At 60.5% G+C, this 18394-nt stretch carries 17 protein-coding genes; 12 read left to right on the top strand and 5 right to left on the bottom strand.

Going from position 1 to position 18394, the window contains the following annotated elements; all coding sequences use genetic code 11:
- From VGG64_19775 to ndk, 5 genes are all read left to right on the top strand, one after another.
- Nucleotides 1–540 (top strand): DUF4198 domain-containing protein (locus VGG64_19775; GenBank protein HEY1601851.1); only part of this gene is annotated, 540 nt, incomplete at its 5' end.
- 114 nt (nt 541–654) lie between these two features.
- Nucleotides 655–1470 (top strand): DUF1559 domain-containing protein, encoded by an 816-nt coding sequence (locus VGG64_19770; protein HEY1601850.1) that lies wholly within the window; start codon nt 655–657, stop codon nt 1468–1470.
- 467 nt (nt 1471–1937) lie between these two features.
- The gene (locus VGG64_19765) at nt 1938–3464 is read left to right on the top strand and encodes a DUF1559 domain-containing protein (protein HEY1601849.1); all 1527 of its coding nucleotides are present in this window, start codon (nt 1938–1940) and stop codon (nt 3462–3464) included.
- 183 nt (nt 3465–3647) lie between these two features.
- Complete coding sequence (pncA, locus tag VGG64_19760) at nt 3648–4289, top strand: bifunctional nicotinamidase/pyrazinamidase (protein ID HEY1601848.1); 642 nt, start codon at nt 3648–3650, stop codon at nt 4287–4289.
- 208 nt (nt 4290–4497) lie between these two features.
- Nucleotides 4498–4959, top strand: a complete 462-nt coding sequence (gene ndk / locus VGG64_19755; GenBank protein HEY1601847.1) for a nucleoside-diphosphate kinase — start codon at nt 4498–4500, stop codon at nt 4957–4959.
- 107 nt (nt 4960–5066) lie between these two features.
- Here ndk and pyrF read toward each other — a convergent pair whose 3' ends face one another.
- On the bottom strand, nt 5067–5999 hold the full coding sequence (gene pyrF, locus VGG64_19750; protein ID HEY1601846.1) for an orotidine-5'-phosphate decarboxylase: 933 nt from the start codon (nt 5997–5999) through the stop codon (nt 5067–5069).
- Nucleotides 6000–6298: 299 nt separating this feature from the next.
- Here pyrF and gap point away from each other — a divergent pair, with 299 nt between their 5' ends.
- Complete coding sequence (gene gap, locus VGG64_19745) at nt 6299–7318, top strand: type I glyceraldehyde-3-phosphate dehydrogenase (protein HEY1601845.1); 1020 nt, start codon at nt 6299–6301, stop codon at nt 7316–7318.
- A gap of 299 nt (nt 7319–7617) precedes the next feature.
- Here gap and tatC read toward each other — a convergent pair whose 3' ends face one another.
- Nucleotides 7618–8790, bottom strand: a complete 1173-nt coding sequence (gene tatC / locus VGG64_19740; protein ID HEY1601844.1) for a twin-arginine translocase subunit TatC — start codon at nt 8788–8790, stop codon at nt 7618–7620.
- A gap of 261 nt (nt 8791–9051) precedes the next feature.
- On the opposite strand from tatC, the gene VGG64_19735 reads away from it, so the two are divergent.
- From VGG64_19735 to VGG64_19710, 6 genes are all read left to right on the top strand, one after another.
- Nucleotides 9052–10023: a type I phosphomannose isomerase catalytic subunit gene (locus tag VGG64_19735; GenBank protein ID HEY1601843.1), complete on the top strand. Its 972-nt coding sequence runs from the start codon at nt 9052–9054 to the stop codon at nt 10021–10023.
- Between the two features lie 211 nt (nt 10024–10234).
- Nucleotides 10235–10624, top strand: a complete 390-nt coding sequence (locus tag VGG64_19730; protein HEY1601842.1) for a hypothetical protein — start codon at nt 10235–10237, stop codon at nt 10622–10624.
- Between the two features lie 277 nt (nt 10625–10901).
- A complete protein-coding gene (locus VGG64_19725) occupies nt 10902–11189 on the top strand; it encodes a hypothetical protein (protein ID HEY1601841.1) in 288 nt (95 codons plus the stop codon).
- 143 nt (nt 11190–11332) lie between these two features.
- A complete protein-coding gene (locus VGG64_19720; protein HEY1601840.1) occupies nt 11333–12622 on the top strand; it encodes a pseudouridine synthase in 1290 nt (429 codons plus the stop codon).
- Complete coding sequence (locus tag VGG64_19715) at nt 12622–13488, top strand: dihydroorotate dehydrogenase electron transfer subunit (protein ID HEY1601839.1); 867 nt, start codon at nt 12622–12624, stop codon at nt 13486–13488. Before VGG64_19720 ends, VGG64_19715 begins: the two co-directional genes overlap by 1 nt.
- Before the next feature lie 102 nt (nt 13489–13590).
- Nucleotides 13591–15009, top strand: coding sequence for a sigma-70 family RNA polymerase sigma factor (locus tag VGG64_19710; GenBank protein HEY1601838.1), 1419 nt, complete (start codon nt 13591–13593; stop codon nt 15007–15009).
- Nucleotides 15010–15040: 31 nt separating this feature from the next.
- Here VGG64_19710 and VGG64_19705 read toward each other — a convergent pair whose 3' ends face one another.
- The 3 genes from VGG64_19705 to VGG64_19695 all read right to left on the bottom strand — a co-directional run bounded on the left by VGG64_19705 (nt 15041) and on the right by VGG64_19695 (nt 18221).
- Entirely contained in the window at nt 15041–16183 is a 1143-nt protein-coding gene (locus VGG64_19705; GenBank protein ID HEY1601837.1) for an aminotransferase class V-fold PLP-dependent enzyme, read from the bottom strand.
- Nucleotides 16184–16293: 110 nt separating this feature from the next.
- Nucleotides 16294–17220, bottom strand: a complete 927-nt coding sequence (locus VGG64_19700) for a hypothetical protein (GenBank protein ID HEY1601836.1) — start codon at nt 17218–17220, stop codon at nt 16294–16296.
- Between the two features lie 299 nt (nt 17221–17519).
- Entirely contained in the window at nt 17520–18221 is a 702-nt protein-coding gene (locus tag VGG64_19695; GenBank protein ID HEY1601835.1) for a PRC-barrel domain-containing protein, read from the bottom strand.
- Nucleotides 18222–18394: the final 173 nt, after the last annotated feature.

Here is an 18394-nt window from a genome sequence, read left to right as displayed (position 1 = left end):
CCGGCCGAGGGATTCTGGTCCACGCGCTTCGTGCCGACGGTGCCTGGCAGCTACCTCGTTGCGCATACCTCGGACAAGGTCGTGACATACGCTCCGCTGCGCTCGATCAAAAGCGGCAAAACATACTTCGTGGTCAGCCCTTCACTGGATCGCGTGCCGGCGACGTACCCGCTGCACGATGCGCCGCTGGGCCATGCCCTGGAATTAGTTCCCACAAATAACCCGGTAACTCCGATGGGCCCCGGCCGCCCCATCGCTGTGCAGGTGCTGTACCACGGCGCGCCATTGGCGGACGCCCGGGTTTCGTTCATCCCACGCGGAGTTTCACTGCGCGAGGGATTCGACGACCTCTACGAGCGTAGGGCAGATTCGCAAGGTCGCGCGAGTTTTACCCCCCAGGAGGGAAATACCTACCTTGTGGTGGTGCATCACACGGATGCAACGGCTGCTGGCGAAGGTTATAAAGGGACCAAATACTCGGCGACCCTGACGGTGTTCGTGCCGCAACTTTGTCCGTGTTGCGACACTATTGGCGAGTGACGCGTACGGCCGAGCGAGTAGAATCTCGGACAGGACGAACCCAAGCACGGGGGACGACCAGTTCAATGCCGTTCTGCGCATATCGCACTTTTTTTGTGAAGCGAATAATCTGACATGACGATTGCCCTCTGGATGAAGGCTCGCCGTTGCGCCCCTGTTCGCGCGGGTTTTACGCTCGTCGAACTTTTGGTCGTCATCGCGATCCTCGGGATTCTGATTGCTCTCCTGTTGCCGGCCGTGCAGATGGCAAGAGAAGCGGCCCGCCGGGCTCAGTGCTTGTCGAACTATCGGCAGATTGGGCTGGCCGTGCAACAATATTATGACGCGAACGTCGGCCAGTTCTTTTTGCACCATCCGTTCAACGCGGACGTGCTTTCCAATACGGGCGCTTCGGAGTCGTTTGCCGAAATCTACTGGGAAGACAAAATCATGCCCTTCGTCGGCGGCGCGCCCGAGGCCGACGAAGAGCTTGCGCGGGCCGGCATCATCACCGGTAGCGCGGCAATTTATCGCTGCCCGACAGATCTGTCCGAACCGCAGCCGTTTATTGGTTCCGACGGGGTGATCGACGGCATCCAGCAGCGCACCAGCTACCTGATGAACTCGCTATTAAGTCATAAGACGCTCCGCTACGGTCGTTGGACTTTCGCGCGTTTCCTGACCGAAGTCGGCACGTCGCAATTCGTCTGCTTCTCGGAACGCGACGCCAGCGCGTTCACGCCCCCCGCCGACGGCGATCCGCGGCAGGACGACTATGACATCTGGCTGGGCACGCTCACGATTCAACCCTGGATCGCGTATGCTCGGCATGCACGGGTGGCAAACTATCTATACCTCGACGGACACGCGGTTTCGCTCGACTGGTCCACGGCGGTCGTCGATATGTATCCCGACAAAGTCGTGCTGATACAAGATGGCAGCTACCCCTAATGGGATGAGACGATTTCAGCCTGAAGGTATCGCGGAATAGACATCACCCGGCGCTTCGCTGCCACCGTACTTCTCTGGGAATCTACTTGCTGGGCGGGCGGCAGCCACCCGAATGCATGCGAATGATTTTGCGGTAGAGTTCGCCATCCGCTTGCGGTTCTTGCGTCCCTAGCAGAACGGAGCCTATATTGCGGTATCAAAGCGCCTGTGATGGTAGGGGCGCCAGTGGGCATGTTCGCCTCTGGCGGTTGGCGATGATCGCGGGCCCATGTCATTAAATCTTTCCTGGCCGATTCCGGAGGTGCCGCGTGCACTCGATTTGTCGTTTAGCAGTGGTTGTGGCTCTGTTTGGCGTGGCGGTAGGTTGCGAGCGGAAGGCAAGCATCCCTGCTCCGGCAGGCAAGAGCGGCCCTATCGATATTACAAATTCAGTTCCTCTGCCCTTGAAAACACCGAAGCCGTTAAATTTGTCGTTTGTTCCCGCCGACGCCGCGGTGGCCCTGGCGATTGACCCGCATCAACTTTTCGCGGCGCCCAACTTCAGAATATTCTCGAATACACTGCTGCCACGCCAGATTCAGGCGGATACGGGATATGAGCCTGCCAAGCTGGAACAGGTCATGATCATCGGAGGACTCGGCAAGAAACTTGGCGAGTTTTTTGTGGGTGCCATTATCCGCTTTAAGAAGCCGGAGGATCCGCAGCAGCTTCGACAAGCGATTTCGCCGGAGTGGGACGAGGTAACTGACGGAGATCGCAAGTATTATCGTCCCCTCGAGGGAGGGCGTTGCCTTTTCTTCGCAGATGATCGTACGGTCGTCACAGCCGATGAGGAGACCTTAAAGAAGATGCTGGCGGCCCCGGCCGACGCCGAGAGCCCGCTGTTGACGACACTCCGTAAATCAGATGATGCCGCGGGCGCACTACTCGTCGTCGAGTTGGCGCTGATTCGGCCGCAGATTATGACTTTCCTGGTGTTTAGCAAGCTTCCGGCCCCGTTCGACAAACCGCCGTTCGACGCCGTCAAGGAGGTCCCGAAGAACATCGACGAGGCGATTGTCAAATTCGACATCACGCCCGTCACCGGCATCACCATGGATTTGCACGCCAAGGACCAAGAGGGGGCGATCGCGACGGAAGCGCTGGTTTTGAATGTCGTCGAGAAAATTGGCGAGAGCGTCGACGAGATGGTCGCGAATATCGATCCCTCGGGAGGCATCGGCTCCGCGGGCCCTGCCATGGTGCTGTCGGAAATGTTTGACGGATTCAAATCGCACTTTACGCATAAGCAAGAGGGGCAGCAATTGCGGCTGACCTATGTCGGGATTCCCCTGCAGAACCAGATTTACGCATTGGGCTCGATGCTGATTGCGCCAGTGACAAGTATGGTTTCCGCTGCCGAGCAACAGACGTCGCATGACCACCTGGTCAAGATTGGCGCAGCTCTGGATGCTGTGGCCGCCGCCCAAGGCGCCTATCCCGCACCGGCCATCCTCAGCGCCGACGGCAAGCCGTTGCTCAGTTGGCGGGTGGGGCTTCTCCCCTTTTTGGGCGAAGAGGCGTTGTACAAGGAATTTCATCTGGACGAACCGTGGGATAGCGAACACAACAAGCCGCTGATTGACCGCATGCCCCGCGCTTACCGTACGCCTGGCCAGCCCTTCGACGGCCATACCTACTATTTGATGCCCACTGGTGCAGGCACCGTCTTCGAGGGACAGGACGCTCCTAAACCCGATTCTATTACCGATCCCAAGGGAGCTACCATTCTCGTCGTCGAAGTGTTCGACCAGCGGGGCGCCATTTGGACAAAGCCTACTGACCTGAAATTCGATCGGGCTGACCCGGGCGCGAACGTTACGCACCTGGCCAAGCTGAAATTCCAAGCGCTGTTTGCCGACGGCACCGCCAAGGTGGTCGACCAGAAGAAGAACCCAAACATTGTGCTATTCTTCTCGCCCGCCGGCGGAGAAGAGGTACCCCAGGGTTTTTAGGTCGGAATGCCATAGATCGACTGAGGTGTCAGCTGTACCTGCCATCGTGCCCGGCTTCCCTTCGTCAATAGCAGGAGAGGGAGGTGATGGCACATCGCGGTCGGCATTTTTCTGCAGAAATGCAAACGTTGGAACCGGCATGCGCGTCGCGCGGGCGCCGTCGACTCGTTCGAGGATGCGTGCATGACCAACCGCGCCCTGATCATCATTGACCTGCAGAATGATTTTCTACCAGGCGGCGCGCTGGCGGCGCCACGTGGAAATGAAATCGTCGATGTGATCAACCGTTTGCAGGCGCAGTTTGAGCTTGTCGTGGCTTCCCAGGACTGGCACCCGCCAGACCACGTCAGCTTCGTGGCGAATCATCCCGGTTGCAAACCGGGGGACATCGTCGACGTCAACGGCCGTGACCAGATCCTGTGGCCAACGCACTGCGTGCAGAACACTGCGGGGGCAGAGTTGTCTCGCCGGCTCGTCACGCGAAAGGTGGCGAAGATCATTCACAAGGGAGCTGATCCTCGGGTCGACAGCTACAGCGCATTTTTCGACGACGCCGGCCGTGGCACGGGGCTGGTGGAGTACTTACGCAACGCAGGTGTCGCCGAGGTTTTTCTATCCGGTTTGGCCACTGAATACTGCGTGGCATTTAGCGCGCGCGACGCGCTGCGCCTTGGTTTCGTCGTTCACCTGATCGTGGATGCGTGCCGGGGAATCGATCGGCGGCCCGGCGACGTGGTTGCTGCGCTTGCGGAACTCGAGCAGCGCGGTGTGCGACTGCAAACCAGTGCCGAGGTATTGGCCTGTCGGTCGCCAGCGACAGGTTGACGCTCTACCCGGCTTGAGACAACCCGGCCGATCACCTAAAATCCCCGCTCTTCGCCAACTTACAATAGCCCGTCCCGCGGAGGGGCGCTGGCACTGGGTTTTGCGCGGCAGCCCTTGTTTGGCATGGCCAAACAAGCGGCGCCAGGTCGCTTGGTACGGCTGGCGCGCGAAGGAAACACCGACTTAATCACGTCCGGAGACATCGACCATGGAACGCACTCTTATCCTTCTCAAGCCCGATTGCGTGCAGCGGCGGCTCATGGGCCGCATTATCAGCCGATTCGAAGACAAGGGTCTGAATATCATTGCCTGCAAAATGATGCGTGTCACGCCGGAACTGGCTAAGAAGCACTATGCCGAACACGTCAGCAAGCCCTTTTTTCCCGCCCTCGAGAGCTTCATCACCGGCGGCCCGATTGTCGCCGCCGTCGTCGAAGGGCTAGAAGTCATTCGCGTCGTCCGCGAGTTGTTGGGTGCGACGAGCGGACTAAAGGCCGCCGCGGGCACGATTCGCGGAGACTTCAGCTCCAGCCGGCAAATGAACCTGGTTCACGCTTCCGATGGTCCGGAAGCCGCGGCGCGCGAAATCGAACTTTACTTCCGTTCCAACGAGATCTGCGCCGGAGATTTGACCCTCACTCCATGGCTGCGCGCCGGCGACGAGAGCTGAGTGGCAGCTTCTATGTCACAGTTAGAAAACGGTTAGAGAATAGAATCGCGCGGCGGCAAAGTCTTGCGATTACTGTTTGCAGATGCGCCGCGCTAGCAGCGATTGAGCTACCTAGTGGCAACGCCGAGGCAACTGGCAGGTGTGTCGGCCCGTAGCTGCAAGATCATGTCATCGGTCGCCGAGGCAACGGCGTCAGCCCATTGCGCGGCGGCAAAGCGGTCGGCGTATTCTCTGCGACGATGCGCGAAGATGATGCCGCGAGAATTGTTGATCACGGCGCCCAGCCCTTGCGCATCGAAGGCACCGGCTACGTCGCGCGCGGTTGCTCCTTGACTGCCATACCCAGGGACCAGCAGCCAGCAATGGGGCATCGCCGCTCGCAATTCGTGCAGCTGCGCTGGATAAGTGGCGCCGACGACGGCGCCAATCGCTCCGTAGCCACTTGGGCCTGCCGTGTCGGTAGCCAATCGCTCGAGGTGCTCGGCCACATGCCGGTACACGGGACGACCGTCGGCTGTAAGGTCTTGAAATTGTCCGCTGCCCGGGTTTGAAGTTTTAACCAGCACGAAAAGTCCCGCGCCGCGGGCTCTGGCCGTGGTCACGAAGGGGTCGAGACTATCGCTGCCCAGGTAGGGGCTGACTGTCAAAGCGTCTGCTTGCCAGCAGCTTTGGTCGCCCAGCCAACCGTCGGCATAAGCCTCGGCAGTGGAACCGATGTCATTGCGTTTGCCGTCGGCAATCACGAGCAAACCGCATTGTCGGGCGTGCCGAATCGTCTCGGCCAGCGCTTGCATGCCGGCCGGACCCAGCTGCTCGAAGAATGCGACCTGCGGCTTTACTGCCGATACGCGCGGCGCCACCACGTCGATAATGGTGTGGCAAAAACGCGCGAATGCGGCAGCGCGCTGTCGGGGGTCAGTCGCGTCGCAGCCGGCCTTGACGTTGTCCGGCAGTTCATCCCAGCGCGGATCGAGACCCACTACAACCGGGTTACCCACGCGCCGCACAGCATCCGCCAGCCGATCGCCAAAAGCTGTCACAGGCATCTCCGAAAACATGTGTATCGTCGACCACCGTCTGCCGCACAGCGTGCGCGGCGCAGCGGCTCGAGGCAGTAGTCCACGGTCGCGCATTCGAGGCCAATGTACCCCCTTCCACCAGCGGCGTTAAGCGTGCAGGACGGATGCTGCGCAGGCGCGTGGGGCGGTTGTCGATCCGCGGCTCGATTCCTATAATGAGGGTCTTCATCGCGCCCGCCCAAAGCCTCCGTGGCGTTCGATCCGACGCCGACGGCTCAGCCGTCTGCCCGGTGGGTATTTCTTCAGAAGGAGATCGATCTGTGGCAATCCGTGTGGCAATCAATGGGTTCGGTCGCATCGGCCGTCTGGTATTCCGCATTCTGCAGCAACGTTCCCGCGAGTTCGAGGTCGTTGCCATCAACGATCTGACGAACAACAAGACGCTGGCGACGCTGCTGAAGTACGACAGCACGCATCGTCGTTACCCGGGCAAGGTAGAACACGACGACAACTCGATTACTGTCGATGGCAAGCGGATCCATGCACTGGCCGAGCGCGATCCCGCCAAGTTGCCCTGGGGTGAACTGAAGGTCGATGTCGTGGTTGAGAGCACGGGCATCTTCACCGGCCGCGCCGCCGGCGGTAAGCCGGGGTACGACACGCACCTGCAAGCGGGGGCTCGCAAGGTCATTCTCAGCGCGCCGGCCAAGGACGGTGCCGATCTGACCTGCGTGCTGGGTGTGAACGACGATAAATTGACCTCGGCGATGAAATGCGTCTCGAATGCCAGCTGCACGACCAACTGCCTGGCGCCCGTCGCCAAGGTGCTCAACGACAAGTGGGGCATCGAAAAAGGATTGATGACTACGGTACACGCCTACACGAACGATCAGAACGTGCAGGATTTGCCGCATAGCGACTTGTACCGTGCCCGGGCTGCTGGCCAGAACATCATTCCCACCTCGACGGGCGCGGCGAGCGCCGTGGGCCTGGTCATCCCCGAACTGAAGGGCAAGCTCACCGGCATTGCCATGCGCGTGCCCGTGGCCACCGGCAGCGTGGTGGACTTGACGGTTATCTTGGCAAAGCCCGTCACAGAGTCCGAGGTCAAGGCTGCCATGAAGGACGCCGCCGAAGGCGCGCTCCGCGGTATCCTCGAGTACACGGAAGACCCGATCGTGTCGTCCGACATCATCGGTAATTCGCACAGCTCGATCTTTGCCGCGGACTTTACCCAGGTGATCGGCGGCAACATGCTGAAAGTGTTGAGCTGGTACGACAACGAGTGGGGTTATAGCTCCCGCACCGTCGACCTGGTCGCCAAGTTCGGCAAGATGTAATCGATGGCCATGCGTTGACTTGCTGCACGACGCCTAGTGCGTGCATTGTCAAATGCGCCTAGGTGCCACCGGCGTTATTTGCAAGTCAACCACCCGCGATGATTTGGCGCGTTATCAGACTTTATGCGCTCACACCGCGCATTCGCGCAACAACCGCAGAGCACGCGCGTTCGATGCTGCTGGCCAATGCGCGAACGTTGTCAAAGCGCGGGCGGATGTCGCCCGATGTTCAGTCTCGACTTGCTTAGTTACTAAATTGCGCGCTGCCGCGCTGTACGCATTCCCGGCAGGCGGATTGCTTACCGCCCGGGTGCCTCGTCCAGCGGACCGCTATTTTTGGGCAGGAAGTAGCACAGCAGTACGCCGCCGAAGTAGAGAAACGTCAGCGGCACTGCCATGAACAAAATGCTGTACGGATCGGCCGGTGTCAGAACCGCCGAGATGATGAAGATCGCCAGCACTGCGATGCGCCACTTCTCCATGTAAGAACGAACGCTAAAGATGCCAATGCGATCCAGAAACAGCATCACCAGCGGCAATTGAAAGCTGATCCCAAACCCTAGCGGCAGCAACATCACGAATCCGAGCCACTCGCTGATTCGTGGATCCGGATCGATACCCAGGCTGCTATTGAACGTCAGCAAGAAACTCAGCACCGGCTTGAACACCAACAGGTACGCCGTCGCGGCACCCAACAAGAACAACCCCAGGCTGAACGGCAAGAACACGTGAATGTAGCGCCGCTCGTGCGGATACAGGCCCGCCGCTACGAACGCCCAAATCTGATAAAAGACCCACGGGCTGGAAAGAATCGTGCCCACCACCAGCGAGGCCTTCAGCCAGATCGTGAAGGTTTCCGGAAAGCTAAAACTCTTGGCGTGAACTCGATCGTCTTCTGATGCCGGATGAAAGAGCAGAATAGGCGCCAGCCGCGCTAGGATACCATCGCCCGCGACGTTGTCCCCGGTGCGGGGTGCTTCATCAGCGGGATTTTCGGCGCGGGCATTTTCAGCGGGGAAGTCCGTGGCGACCGGCGTCGACGTTGCGTCCGCAGCAGGCGGTGTATCGTTCGCCGGCAACCTCAACCGGCTGGCCAATTGCGGCATCGCCCGCGACGCCTCGTCCAGTGCTTGCCGAGGATCAATGTACATGATCTCGAACAGCATCTGGTCTTCATAAACCAGCTTGTTGAGCTGTTCGAGAGAATAGGGACTCGGCAGCCCCTTCTCCTCCCGTTTTGCGGACCACTTTTTGTATTCTTCGATCGAACTGTTGGAGTAGTACGATTCGAGCGCCCCCTCGAGCGGCTTCAAGATCAACTTGACCATGTAGTCGCCGAGGAAAAACCCCGCGATGCAGCCCAGCATCAGTCCCAACAAGGCCTTGAACAGCGCACCACGCAACTCATCGAGGTGTTCCCCGAAGGTCATCGTGGTATCTTGGAACAGGTCGGCGTTGGGTTTCGGTGTCATGTACGGGCTGTTCCACGCAAACTGGGGGCAGCCGCCCCGCGTGCTAGGGCAAACACTAGTGGACCATTGAGGACGGGTTTCGTGGCGCCGCGAGACGCGCACCGTGGGAACAGAACCGGGGGTCGGGTAGGATTCGCACCGGCGGGAACGACCTGTTCGATCATAGCATTCCGGCCAGTGCCGGGCAACGTGATGGCCGTGACGGTTGAGACAGTTTGAACGCTCGTAAGTCGCCTCGAAATCATCCAGCAATTCACGCTCATGACGCCGCTTTATCCGCTTCGCTTTCAACCCCTTTTCCGACGCTACCTGTGGGGTGGGCAAAGGCTGGCAACGCTGCTGAACAAGCCCATTGGGGATAGTGCCACATGTGCCGAAAGTTGGGAGATTTGCGATCACGACGCCGATCAAAGCATCGTCGCTGGTGGACCGCTCGAAGGGACGACGCTGGCAAATCTTGTAAATGAGCGGGGCGGCGAACTGCTCGGCCGGCACGCCCCGCAGTCGCGATTTCCGTTGCTCTACAAGTTTCTCGATGCGCGGGAAAAGCTCTCCGTGCAGGTTCATCCTGACGATACGCGTGCCGCGCGGCTGTTGCCGCCAGATCTTGGCAAGACCGAAGCCTGGGTCGTGCTGGCCGCCGAACCGGGCAGCTTGATCTATGCGGGCCTGAAGCGCGGCTTCGATCGCGCGGCACTGGCACGCGAGTTGTCACGCGGTACATGCGACTTGTGCCTACACAGTTTTTCACCCCAGGTCGGCGACTGTATTTTTTTACCTGCCGGTGTCGTGCATGCGATCGGCGCAGGGCTGGTCGTGGCCGAGATTCAACAAGCGAGCGATACGACCTGGCGGCTGTTCGATTGGAATCGCGTGGGACCGGACGGGCAGCCACGCGATCTGCATATCGACGCGGCGCTCGACGCAATCGATTATGCCATCGGCCCTGTATCACCGGTACGACCGATGGTTACAGACGAGTCGCAGCGTGAGCGCCTGGTTGCTTGCGATAAATTCCTACTCGATCGATTGACGTTGAGCGCGCCACGGGAAGTTGTCAGCGATGATCGCTTTCACATTCTTAGCGTGTTAGCAGGCTCGGTTTCTATCAGCGGTGATCCTGTCGCGCGGCCTCTTGTTTTGGGCGACACCATTCTGCTACCCGCTCAACGCGGCTCGACTCAGCTGATTCCAGCGTCCAGCGCGATTGTGCTGGACGCCTATTTGCCTTAGATGCCTGGTCCAAGGAATGTGCCGGTAATTCACGGTCCTGGTTCTTCAAGCCGGGTTGCAAGGGGCGTCGATGCTGTCCCTAGAGACCAGTGCTTGTCTGGCGTCCGTGTCGGCCGAAGAATCCTACGTGCCGCCCGCGCGAGGGGCACTTATTGCCGCAAAAGCGGCTCCCATTCTTGCTAGCTGCACGAAAGTGCCGGGAGAGAAATCGATGCGTCGCATCTCGGGGCCGGTGGTTGCGATCCTGGTAACTTTGACGGCAGCGCAAACTTTGGCGGGCAACATCCAAATGCCGCGCCTTTTCGATCCCCCCCCGCCTCGCGCGCAAATTGCCGACGCCCAAATCTGGGATCCTTACCCGCTACCGGGCGTGGGCACACCGACCGATAGCACGCGTCCACGCGGGTTCTTCGATCCACCTCCGGAAGCCACGCGCGGGCGCTACCCAAACCCGGGCACATTTCCGCGTTCGGCTCCTTGGTTGCGTTCTTCAGCCCCGGTCGATTATCCAAACATTCGCAAGCGGCTTCCATCGTCGCGCCGCACGGCGCCGGTGGTGCAGGCTCCGGCGACCCCCGAGGTTGTGCAGCCTGCGGAATAGCAAGGGGGGCAGACCATCGACTGCAGAGTCCTCTTGCTTGGCATTGCGCACGTCGCAGTCGTTGACGGCGATAGCACCTCGCCTGCTAGCGGGCTTGGTTTCGCCTTCCATTAGCGCGCCTGCTGCGCCTATAATCCGCCGCGCCTAATCGCTTGCCGGCGCCCCACGCTCGTTGGGTCAAGCTCCGCCGCGCAGTCGAGCGCGCGATGGCACCCGATTGGGTAGAGTCTCGTACGTGCCCGTTCGGGCGAGATGCATTCCACGGAGGAATTGCCCTGTGGCTTATGGTGTCGCAGTTTTCACTGTGCCTTTGCTTGTTGCGCTTGCGGGCTGTTCTGATATCGCTGGACCGGATTGGTTCACGCCGGGCACGGCTCGCACACAGCGGACGCGCGCCCAACGGTTCGATCCCTATCCGGACTCCACGACATTGCACGACGACGGCAGCGCGCGACCGCGCGATTACCTCAATCCTCCGCCGGAAGCCGACCGCGCGATCCGTTCGATCAGCCCGGCAACCGGCGCCGGCATGGCACCCGATCGTTGGCAGGCCTCGGGGCCGTAATCTCCATCTCCAAGCAGCGTTGAGCACCGAAATCGCCCCTGTCGCGCGCATCCGGGGTGCTGCCGCTGGGGCGTCATCTGAGGTATGCTAGACGCTCCACGCCGCCATAGTTTATTGGCCGCGGTACGCCGGAGCTGCCTGGAATGAAGCGAGTTCGCGCCCCCCAAAAAGATCGCTCCCCTGCAAGCCCGCGCAAACGGGCAGAGCGGAAAGGGGCTGATGCGTCCCGCAAACCAGAGGGCGAGGCGCCCGGCGGCGCAGTGCGGTTGCAAAAATTCATGGCTCGTGCAGGGGTTGGCAGCCGCCGACAGTGCGAAGAGTTGATCACCAGTGGACGCGTCGAGATCGACGGCAAGACCGTCGTCGAACTTGGCACCAAAGTTGCGCCACATGCGCGCGTTTCAGTCGACGGCACGGCGCTTGCGGGCACACGATTGGCGTACTTCATCGTCAACAAGCCGCAGGGCGTTGTGTCGACCAACTTCGATCCATCAGGTCGGCCACGGGTGATCGATCTGTTGCCCCACGTCAGCGAGCGGCTATTTGCCGTTGGGCGGCTCGATATGTCGAGCGAGGGGCTGATATTGCTCACCAACGATGGCGAATTGGCCAATCGGCTGGCTCATCCGCGCTACGAAGTCGAGAAGACGTATCACGTGCTGGTGGCCGGCACGCCCGACTTGGAAGTCCTCGCCACGCTGCGCCGCGGAGTCTATCTGGCCGAAGGAGTGGCTCGCGTCACGGGCGCCCGCGTCAAGAAGACTTTGAAGCAAAGCGCATTGCTCGAAATCGTGCTCAGCGAAGGCAAGAACCGCGAGATCCGCCGCGTGTTGGCCAAGGTTGGGCACAAGGTGCTGCGGCTCAAACGCATCGCGATCGGCAATGTCCGCCTGGGCGAACTAGCTGCAGGCGAAAGCCGACGTTTGACATCTGACGAAGTGAAGGGGCTGCGCGATCATCGACGCAACCGTCTGGCCCGCGCTAGCAAGCCGTCTACGAAAGGGCCCGCACCAAGTCGGCCGCGGCCGGCCACGGACGCGGCGCCAGTGGAACAAAAGCCGCCGGTCGCCAAAGAGCGTGCCCGCGAGGTCGAAAGGCCGTTGCCGCAATCGGTTCGCCAAGGAACCGTCATTGGCGAGACGCCGGTTGCAAAGCTGCCGATCGGCAAGATAGCGCTCGGAAGAAAACCGTCGGACGGCTCCCGAAGCGATCGGGCGCCCTCTGAGAGGCCATCGACGGGCAGAACGCGCACGGATCGAGGGCGAGTCGAAAAAGTAAAATCTCGCGACGGCGCAACGCCCGCCGTCGGCAAAAGGCCGCCGCGCGGAGGTGTTGCAGAATCGGGCCATAAGAAGCCCCCGCGCGAAGGGCGGAGCGGCAGCAAGCCTGCCGGCACGATCGTCCGGCACAAGCGCAAAGGACGCCGCGGCTGATGGGCCTCACGGATGCGACCTGCTTTGCCGACCATGCTGTCTCGCGCACGGTCGTGGTACGTGAGAATGTGCGGCTCGCCCGCGACACGTTTCGCGTGCGGTTCGACTGTCCTGAAATCGCCCAACGCATCGTGCCGGGCCAGTTTCTGATGATGCGCCTGGCAGGCTGCAACGATCCGCTGCTGGGGCGACCGCTGGCGCTGTACGACACCGTGGTTGATGCCTATGGCGCACCAACGGGACTCGACGTCGTTTACCTCGTTGTGGGCAAGTTCACTTCTCGGTTAGCACAAGCCGTACCTGGGCAGAAACTGGATACCTGGGGCCCGCTGGGAAATGGCTTTGCCCCGCGCGCGACCGATCACCTGATGATGGTGGCGGGCGGCATTGGACAGACGCCCTTTATGGCATTGGCGCGAGAGTATCTGGGGAAGCGCGTGTTCGGCACCGTGCCGCGTGCCGCGGCCGCAAAACAGGTCACGCTATGCTATGGGGCGCGCAGCCAAGAATACCTGGCCGGGGTGGCCGACTTCGCCTCACTCGGAGTCCGCGTGCTCACCAGCACCGATGACGGTTCGACCGGGCATCATGGTCTGGTGACCGACCTGTTGCGTCAAGAGATCAATGGCCCCACGCCGCCATCGCATATCGTCTGTTGCGGGCCCGAGCCGATGATGCACGCCGTGGCGAAAATCGCCGCCGTAGCGACCATCCCTTGCGAAGTCTCGCTCGAATCACCGATGGCTTGCGGCATCGGTATCTGCTTTAGCTGCGTCGCCAAAGTGCGCGACGAGGCCGGCAATTGGGACTACCGCCGTACCTGCGTGGAAGGCCCCGTCTTCGACGCCGCCACGATCGAATTCTGACCTGCGTCGGTTTGGAACTGCTTCTGGCGGTCCGGTTCTCGTGTAAAATCTTCACGGATTTTCGTTCCTCCGTGCCTGCTTGCGGCACTATAGGGGTAGATCATGTTAGATACCGGCTTTACAACCGCCAGTGTCCCGCTTGTTGCAGACCGTGAACTGTTGACGCGTTTTGTCGAATCACGGGACCAGCAATCGTTCTGCGCGCTCGTCGAGAGACACGGTCCGCTGGTTTGGCAGGTCTGTTCGCGCCTGACGCGACAGCGACACGATGCTGAGGACGCCTTTCAAGCAACGTTTTTGACGTTTACGGAAAAGGCGGATCGGATTCGCCAGGCAAATTCCGTGGGGAGCTGGCTCTACGGTGCCGCGTTCCGAATCAGCATGCGTTTGCGGCGACGATATTTGCGCCGCCGCGAGTGCGCGCTCGAGCGCGAGGTCGTTGTTGATTGCGAACGCTCGGCCACCATTGCCGACGTGTATGAAACCGAGATTTTATACGACGAATTGAACCACCTACCGCCCAAGTATCGCGATCCGCTTGTAATGCGTTACCTGTTAGAGCAGTCCTCTGCGCAGATCTGCAGGGCGCTTGAGCTGAGTCCAACTGCGCTCAAGGGACGCTTGCAAAGGGCCCGACGTGAATTGCGAGCGCGGTTAAAGATGCGTGGCGTAGACCGCATGCCCGTGGCGGGCCTGGCCCTGGAAGCGATTCAGAGTGAGCAATTGCCCGCTGCGCTTCTGGCCCATGTCTGTCAAGGGACCGATATAGCGACCGCGATGCATGCGGTAAACGTGAATTCGCCTGCCAGCGTTAGCAAGATTGCCAGACCGGAGATCCGACGCATGATAAACATGATCGAAGTTGTATCGATTGCCGGCTGCGCAGCCGCGCTGGCATGGGGTTTCCCCACACGAACAACGGTGTCCTCGGCGCTGGAAGACCGTGTTGCCACGGTAGGATTGCCCGTTGATGCCACATCAGTGGCCGCGGCCCAGCTGCCGCTTCCAACAGCCAAGGAACCGGCAGCCGGCGGTAATGAACCGACCGTACTCGCCTATGGTGACGGAGCACCGGACGGCAAAAAGAGCATTGCCGGCGCTGGGGAAATGATTCGCTTCGCCGCCCCGGCGGACAATATGCTGCTGACAGGCATCGAACTACACGGCGCACGCTATGGCCGTCCCCAGGCACCGACGGAGGACTTCAAGATTTATGTCCTGGCCGATGACCGAAAGCAAATTCTACATACGGAACTGGCTCCGTATGCACGGTTCGAGCGCGGCGAGGCCAAATGGGTGGAATTGAAGTTCAACAAACCCGTCGAGGTGGCACGGTCGTTCTGGATCGTCGCCGATTTCAACGCCGAGGCCACCAAGGGGATCTACGTCAGTTACGACACTAGCACTGGCGGCGAGCATTCGCTCGTGGGCTTGCCGAGTAAAGACGCCAAGAAACCAACGTTTGGTGGGGATTGGATGATCCGGGCCGCGGTCACCCAATCAGCAAAGTCGGAGCAGTAACTCGACGACGACCGGGCCCCGTCTGCACGTGCTAGGTGCGACCGATGTCGTTGAGGCCCGCGATCAGGCGGTCGAGGTCTTCACCGTTGGTATAGGCGTGGGGGCTGATGCGGAGCCGCCCGGCACGGCAGCTAACGACGACATTTTTGGCGAGCAATTGCTTTTTCGTCGCCAGCGAATCTCGGCCCGGCAATTCAAAGGCCACGATACCACTGGCGCGATCGGGTTCGCGGTGGCTGCACAGCTTGGCCCCTGCGCGCGAGAGGCGTTCGCAAGCGTCGTCGGTAATCGCTAGCAGGCGTGCCGCCATATCGTCCGTCGAGTGGCGGCCGAGCAACTCCAGGCTGGCGCCCAGCCCCAGCAAGCCAGCCATGTTGTAGCTGCCCCCTTCATAGCGCGCGGCCGTAGGCTTTACATTCAGTTCGATGCGCGTGTAATCGTTGCCCTGCCGGACACTGTTCCAGCCCAGCCCCACGGGACGCAGCAGATCGAGATGCTCGCGCCGCAGATAGAACAGCCCAGCCCCCTCGGGCCCCAGCAACCACTTGTGACCATCGGCCGCCAGGAAATCGACCTGCGTGCGGCGCACGTCAAGCGGAAAGACGCCGAGTGCTTGAATCGCATCGACAAAGAGCAAGACGTCGCGGCCGTGCGCAAGCTCGGCCAGTGCATCGAGGTCGTTGCGCCAGCCATGGGCATAATTGACCCAACTAACCGCCAGCAGTCGGGTTCGCGCGTCGCAAGCGCGTTCGATATCGTCAAGCTCGACGCGTCCGTCGTGCGTTGCCACGCGCCGGCACTCGACACCGCGGCTGGCGAGGTTCATCCAGGGATATTGGTTGGACGGAAATTCATCTGCCAGAGTGACCAGGTTATCTCCCTCGCGCCAGGGAAAACCTTCGGCCACCAGGTTGATGCCTTCAGTCGTATTGCGCACCAACCCTATCTCGGCCGAGTCTGCTCCGATAAGTGCCGCCCCTCGGCGGCGGATATCTTCCAATTGTGCCGCCCATTTAAGCCAATACGTATCGCCGTTGTCGGTCATGTCCTGAGCCCACTGCGTGATGGCCAGGTGGGCGGGTTCGCTCAAGGGAGCGACGGCTGCATGATCGAAATAGGCCCACTCCTTGGCAACAGGCATTGCCTGGCGCAGCTCGTTCCAGCGATCGTTCATCGCGACGGATCCTAACTGAACAAAAATGGCATTCCCATCCGCGAGCGGTCCTTGCTGGGACCATTCCCACGGGTGAGAACGCCATCATAGCAGTTGACGCACGGGTTGAATTAGGGCGTCGCCGTGCCAGATGTTTGCAGCGTGCCGGCCGCCGGCTGCGCGTCTTCCGGCTCTTCAATATCGAACGGGCCTTGGATTACTTCTTGTTCAGTGAGCGTCCGGGGCGACGATTCGTTCGCGAGCGCGCGGTCTACCTCGGCCTGATTCACCTGTGGACGACGGGCGTTGGGCGCATTGGCGCCCGGCACCGGAGTTACTCCGCCCGAGGTTCCCGTCAGAGCGCGACTCGTGCCGGCGAGCGGGGCTGTGTAGCGATCGTTTCGCTCAGTTCCTTCTCTGTCTGGCTGAGTCAAGCGGGTTAACGGTTGACCGTACGTGCTGCTGTTGTAGCCGCGCGGTAGCGAGCGGTACCCGCGCACTTGCGTGCCGTATCCAAAGTAAGCGCGGCCCGCGAACATGCCTGAACGGTGCGGGACCCAGGCGCTACCATTCCAGACGTTCCAGGTTTCGTTCGGCATCCAGTACCAATGCCGCCCCTGGAAAAAGGCGTAGCGCCAATCAGAAGCCAGCTTGCCCGTAGCGGGGCCGACATGGGCATTATCCACAAAAGCCTCGTCGTGCCCCGTATTCTGTCGCTCGCTGAAATTGAATCCTTTTGCGGGATCTTTGGGCTTGGTTTCTAGGTCCTCTTCCTCACCGTACCCGCGCGCGTGCGGATAGATCGCCGAACCAAAGGGGTGCCGCACTTCTTGACGCAGCGCGGGATTGGTTTCTATTTCTCGCGGCATGGCCGGCGCGCCTGGCGGCAGCGTCGATCCTCCGAGAGGCGCAAGCGGCGCGTTAGGCGGATTGCCGGTTCCCCCGCGATTAGCGCCTGCGGGGTCTTGAAAGCCGGACGGGCTTATTTGGGCCCATAAGCCGGGCACATAGCCCATTGGCACCATAAGAGAAACCGCAATGGCAATTATTCGATGCATCGTCAGGCCTCCCTAGCAATTTGCGCTGTGCGTACGGCCAGCCGGCCGACACAGTGCAGTTAGTAGAAGGATCAATTCCGCATTTCACGTGCCATACGTGTTTGCCTAATCTCCAGATTTCCCCTGGGTCAAATCCTCCTTGTCGCATCTGGCCTGCTATCGACCAGCCTGCGCGATTAAGAAACACATCGCCCGAACATAAACAGCGCTGCTAACCATCATAATAATTATGTCGCCGGCACGTTCCCAATCGTTTACTTGAAAGGAATTGGAATCATGGCGGAGTACCAAAAGCGACTTTAATACCAGTAGGTGGGCCAGCGTTTGAACTGCTCGAGATGAGCCTTGTCCGCGGCCTCGCTGGTGCCGGAGGCATCATACGTTGGGCTGTGTTCGAGTTCGTCCTTCGTCAACCGGATATGTACGGTGGATTTGGCCCAATCGACACTTTCGGTCGCCCGAGGGTCGACGAGCACCTTTTTGCCCGGCAGCCACTTGCGGGTATCGACGGCCAGGTAGCGGATCTCCCATAGCGCGTCGTCGATCAGAAAGTCGGCCACGTGCCCCAGGTCGCCATCTTTGGCGTGGACGTAATAGCCTTGCACTTCGCTGGCGCTGCGCAGGTGGGCGTCCCCTGTGATTTGATCGTCGGCGTCGGGCCCCAGCGCCCCCTCGGCCGGCCAATAAACTGGCCATCCATAGTATTTTGCCACACGCTGTTCGTGCTGTCGCGAAACCGGCTCGTGCGATTCGATGCCAGGGCTTTTCTCGACCTGTTCTTTTGTTAGTTGCACGTTCAGCGTGCGCCCTTCTAAATCGACGCTCTTAACCGCGGCCGGCGAGACCAATACCAGGCGACCCGGCAGCCAGTGCCCGGTGTCGACCACGAAATACCGCGCGCACCACTGGACATCGTCAAAATAAACGTTCGTCAGCGTGCCGATATTGCCATCCGTTGCATGTATCGCCAACCCGGCTAGCTCCGCGGTGCTTCGCAGCATGTTATCGATCTCCGTCGTGGGGCGTGTGGAACGTACACAATTGTATCGCACGATTCATGCCAGACATGGGCGGACTGCCCGGGGACGCGACTGCCGCTAGCTCCCAGAGGCGTTATCCGGCCCCACAATTGGAATATTCCACGTCATCCCCGCGGCGCCCGGTACGTTTCTCG

It is taken from the genome of Pirellulales bacterium (genome assembly GCA_036490175.1).
Taxonomy (GTDB): domain Bacteria; phylum Planctomycetota; class Planctomycetia; order Pirellulales; family JACPPG01; genus JACPPG01.
The sequence above is the reverse complement of the archived record's forward strand: the minus strand, read 5'-3'. Positions and strand labels throughout refer to the sequence as shown.

What these genes read in the sequence shown, in the direction of transcription:
- VGG64_19770 (HEY1601850.1), top strand. Translation starts at nt 655, where the DNA reads ATGACGATTGCCCTCTGGATGAAGGCTCGCCGTTGCGCCCCTGTTCGC.
- pncA (HEY1601848.1), top strand. Translation starts at nt 3,648, where the DNA reads ATGACCAACCGCGCCCTGATCATCATTGACCTGCAGAATGATTTTCTA.
- ndk (HEY1601847.1), top strand. Translation starts at nt 4,498, where the DNA reads ATGGAACGCACTCTTATCCTTCTCAAGCCCGATTGCGTGCAGCGGCGG.
- tatC (HEY1601844.1), bottom strand. Translation starts at nt 8,790, where the DNA reads ATGACACCGAAACCCAACGCCGACCTGTTCCAAGATACCACGATGACC.
- VGG64_19735 (HEY1601843.1), top strand. Translation starts at nt 9,052, where the DNA reads ATGACGCCGCTTTATCCGCTTCGCTTTCAACCCCTTTTCCGACGCTAC.
- VGG64_19730 (HEY1601842.1), top strand. Translation starts at nt 10,235, where the DNA reads ATGCGTCGCATCTCGGGGCCGGTGGTTGCGATCCTGGTAACTTTGACG.
- VGG64_19720 (HEY1601840.1), top strand. Translation starts at nt 11,333, where the DNA reads ATGAAGCGAGTTCGCGCCCCCCAAAAAGATCGCTCCCCTGCAAGCCCG.
- VGG64_19715 (HEY1601839.1), top strand. Translation starts at nt 12,622, where the DNA reads ATGGGCCTCACGGATGCGACCTGCTTTGCCGACCATGCTGTCTCGCGC.
- VGG64_19710 (HEY1601838.1), top strand. Translation starts at nt 13,591, where the DNA reads ATGTTAGATACCGGCTTTACAACCGCCAGTGTCCCGCTTGTTGCAGAC.
- VGG64_19705 (HEY1601837.1), bottom strand. Translation starts at nt 16,183, where the DNA reads ATGAACGATCGCTGGAACGAGCTGCGCCAGGCAATGCCTGTTGCCAAG.
- VGG64_19700 (HEY1601836.1), bottom strand. Translation starts at nt 17,220, where the DNA reads ATGCATCGAATAATTGCCATTGCGGTTTCTCTTATGGTGCCAATGGGC.
- VGG64_19695 (HEY1601835.1), bottom strand. Translation starts at nt 18,221, where the DNA reads ATGCTGCGAAGCACCGCGGAGCTAGCCGGGTTGGCGATACATGCAACG.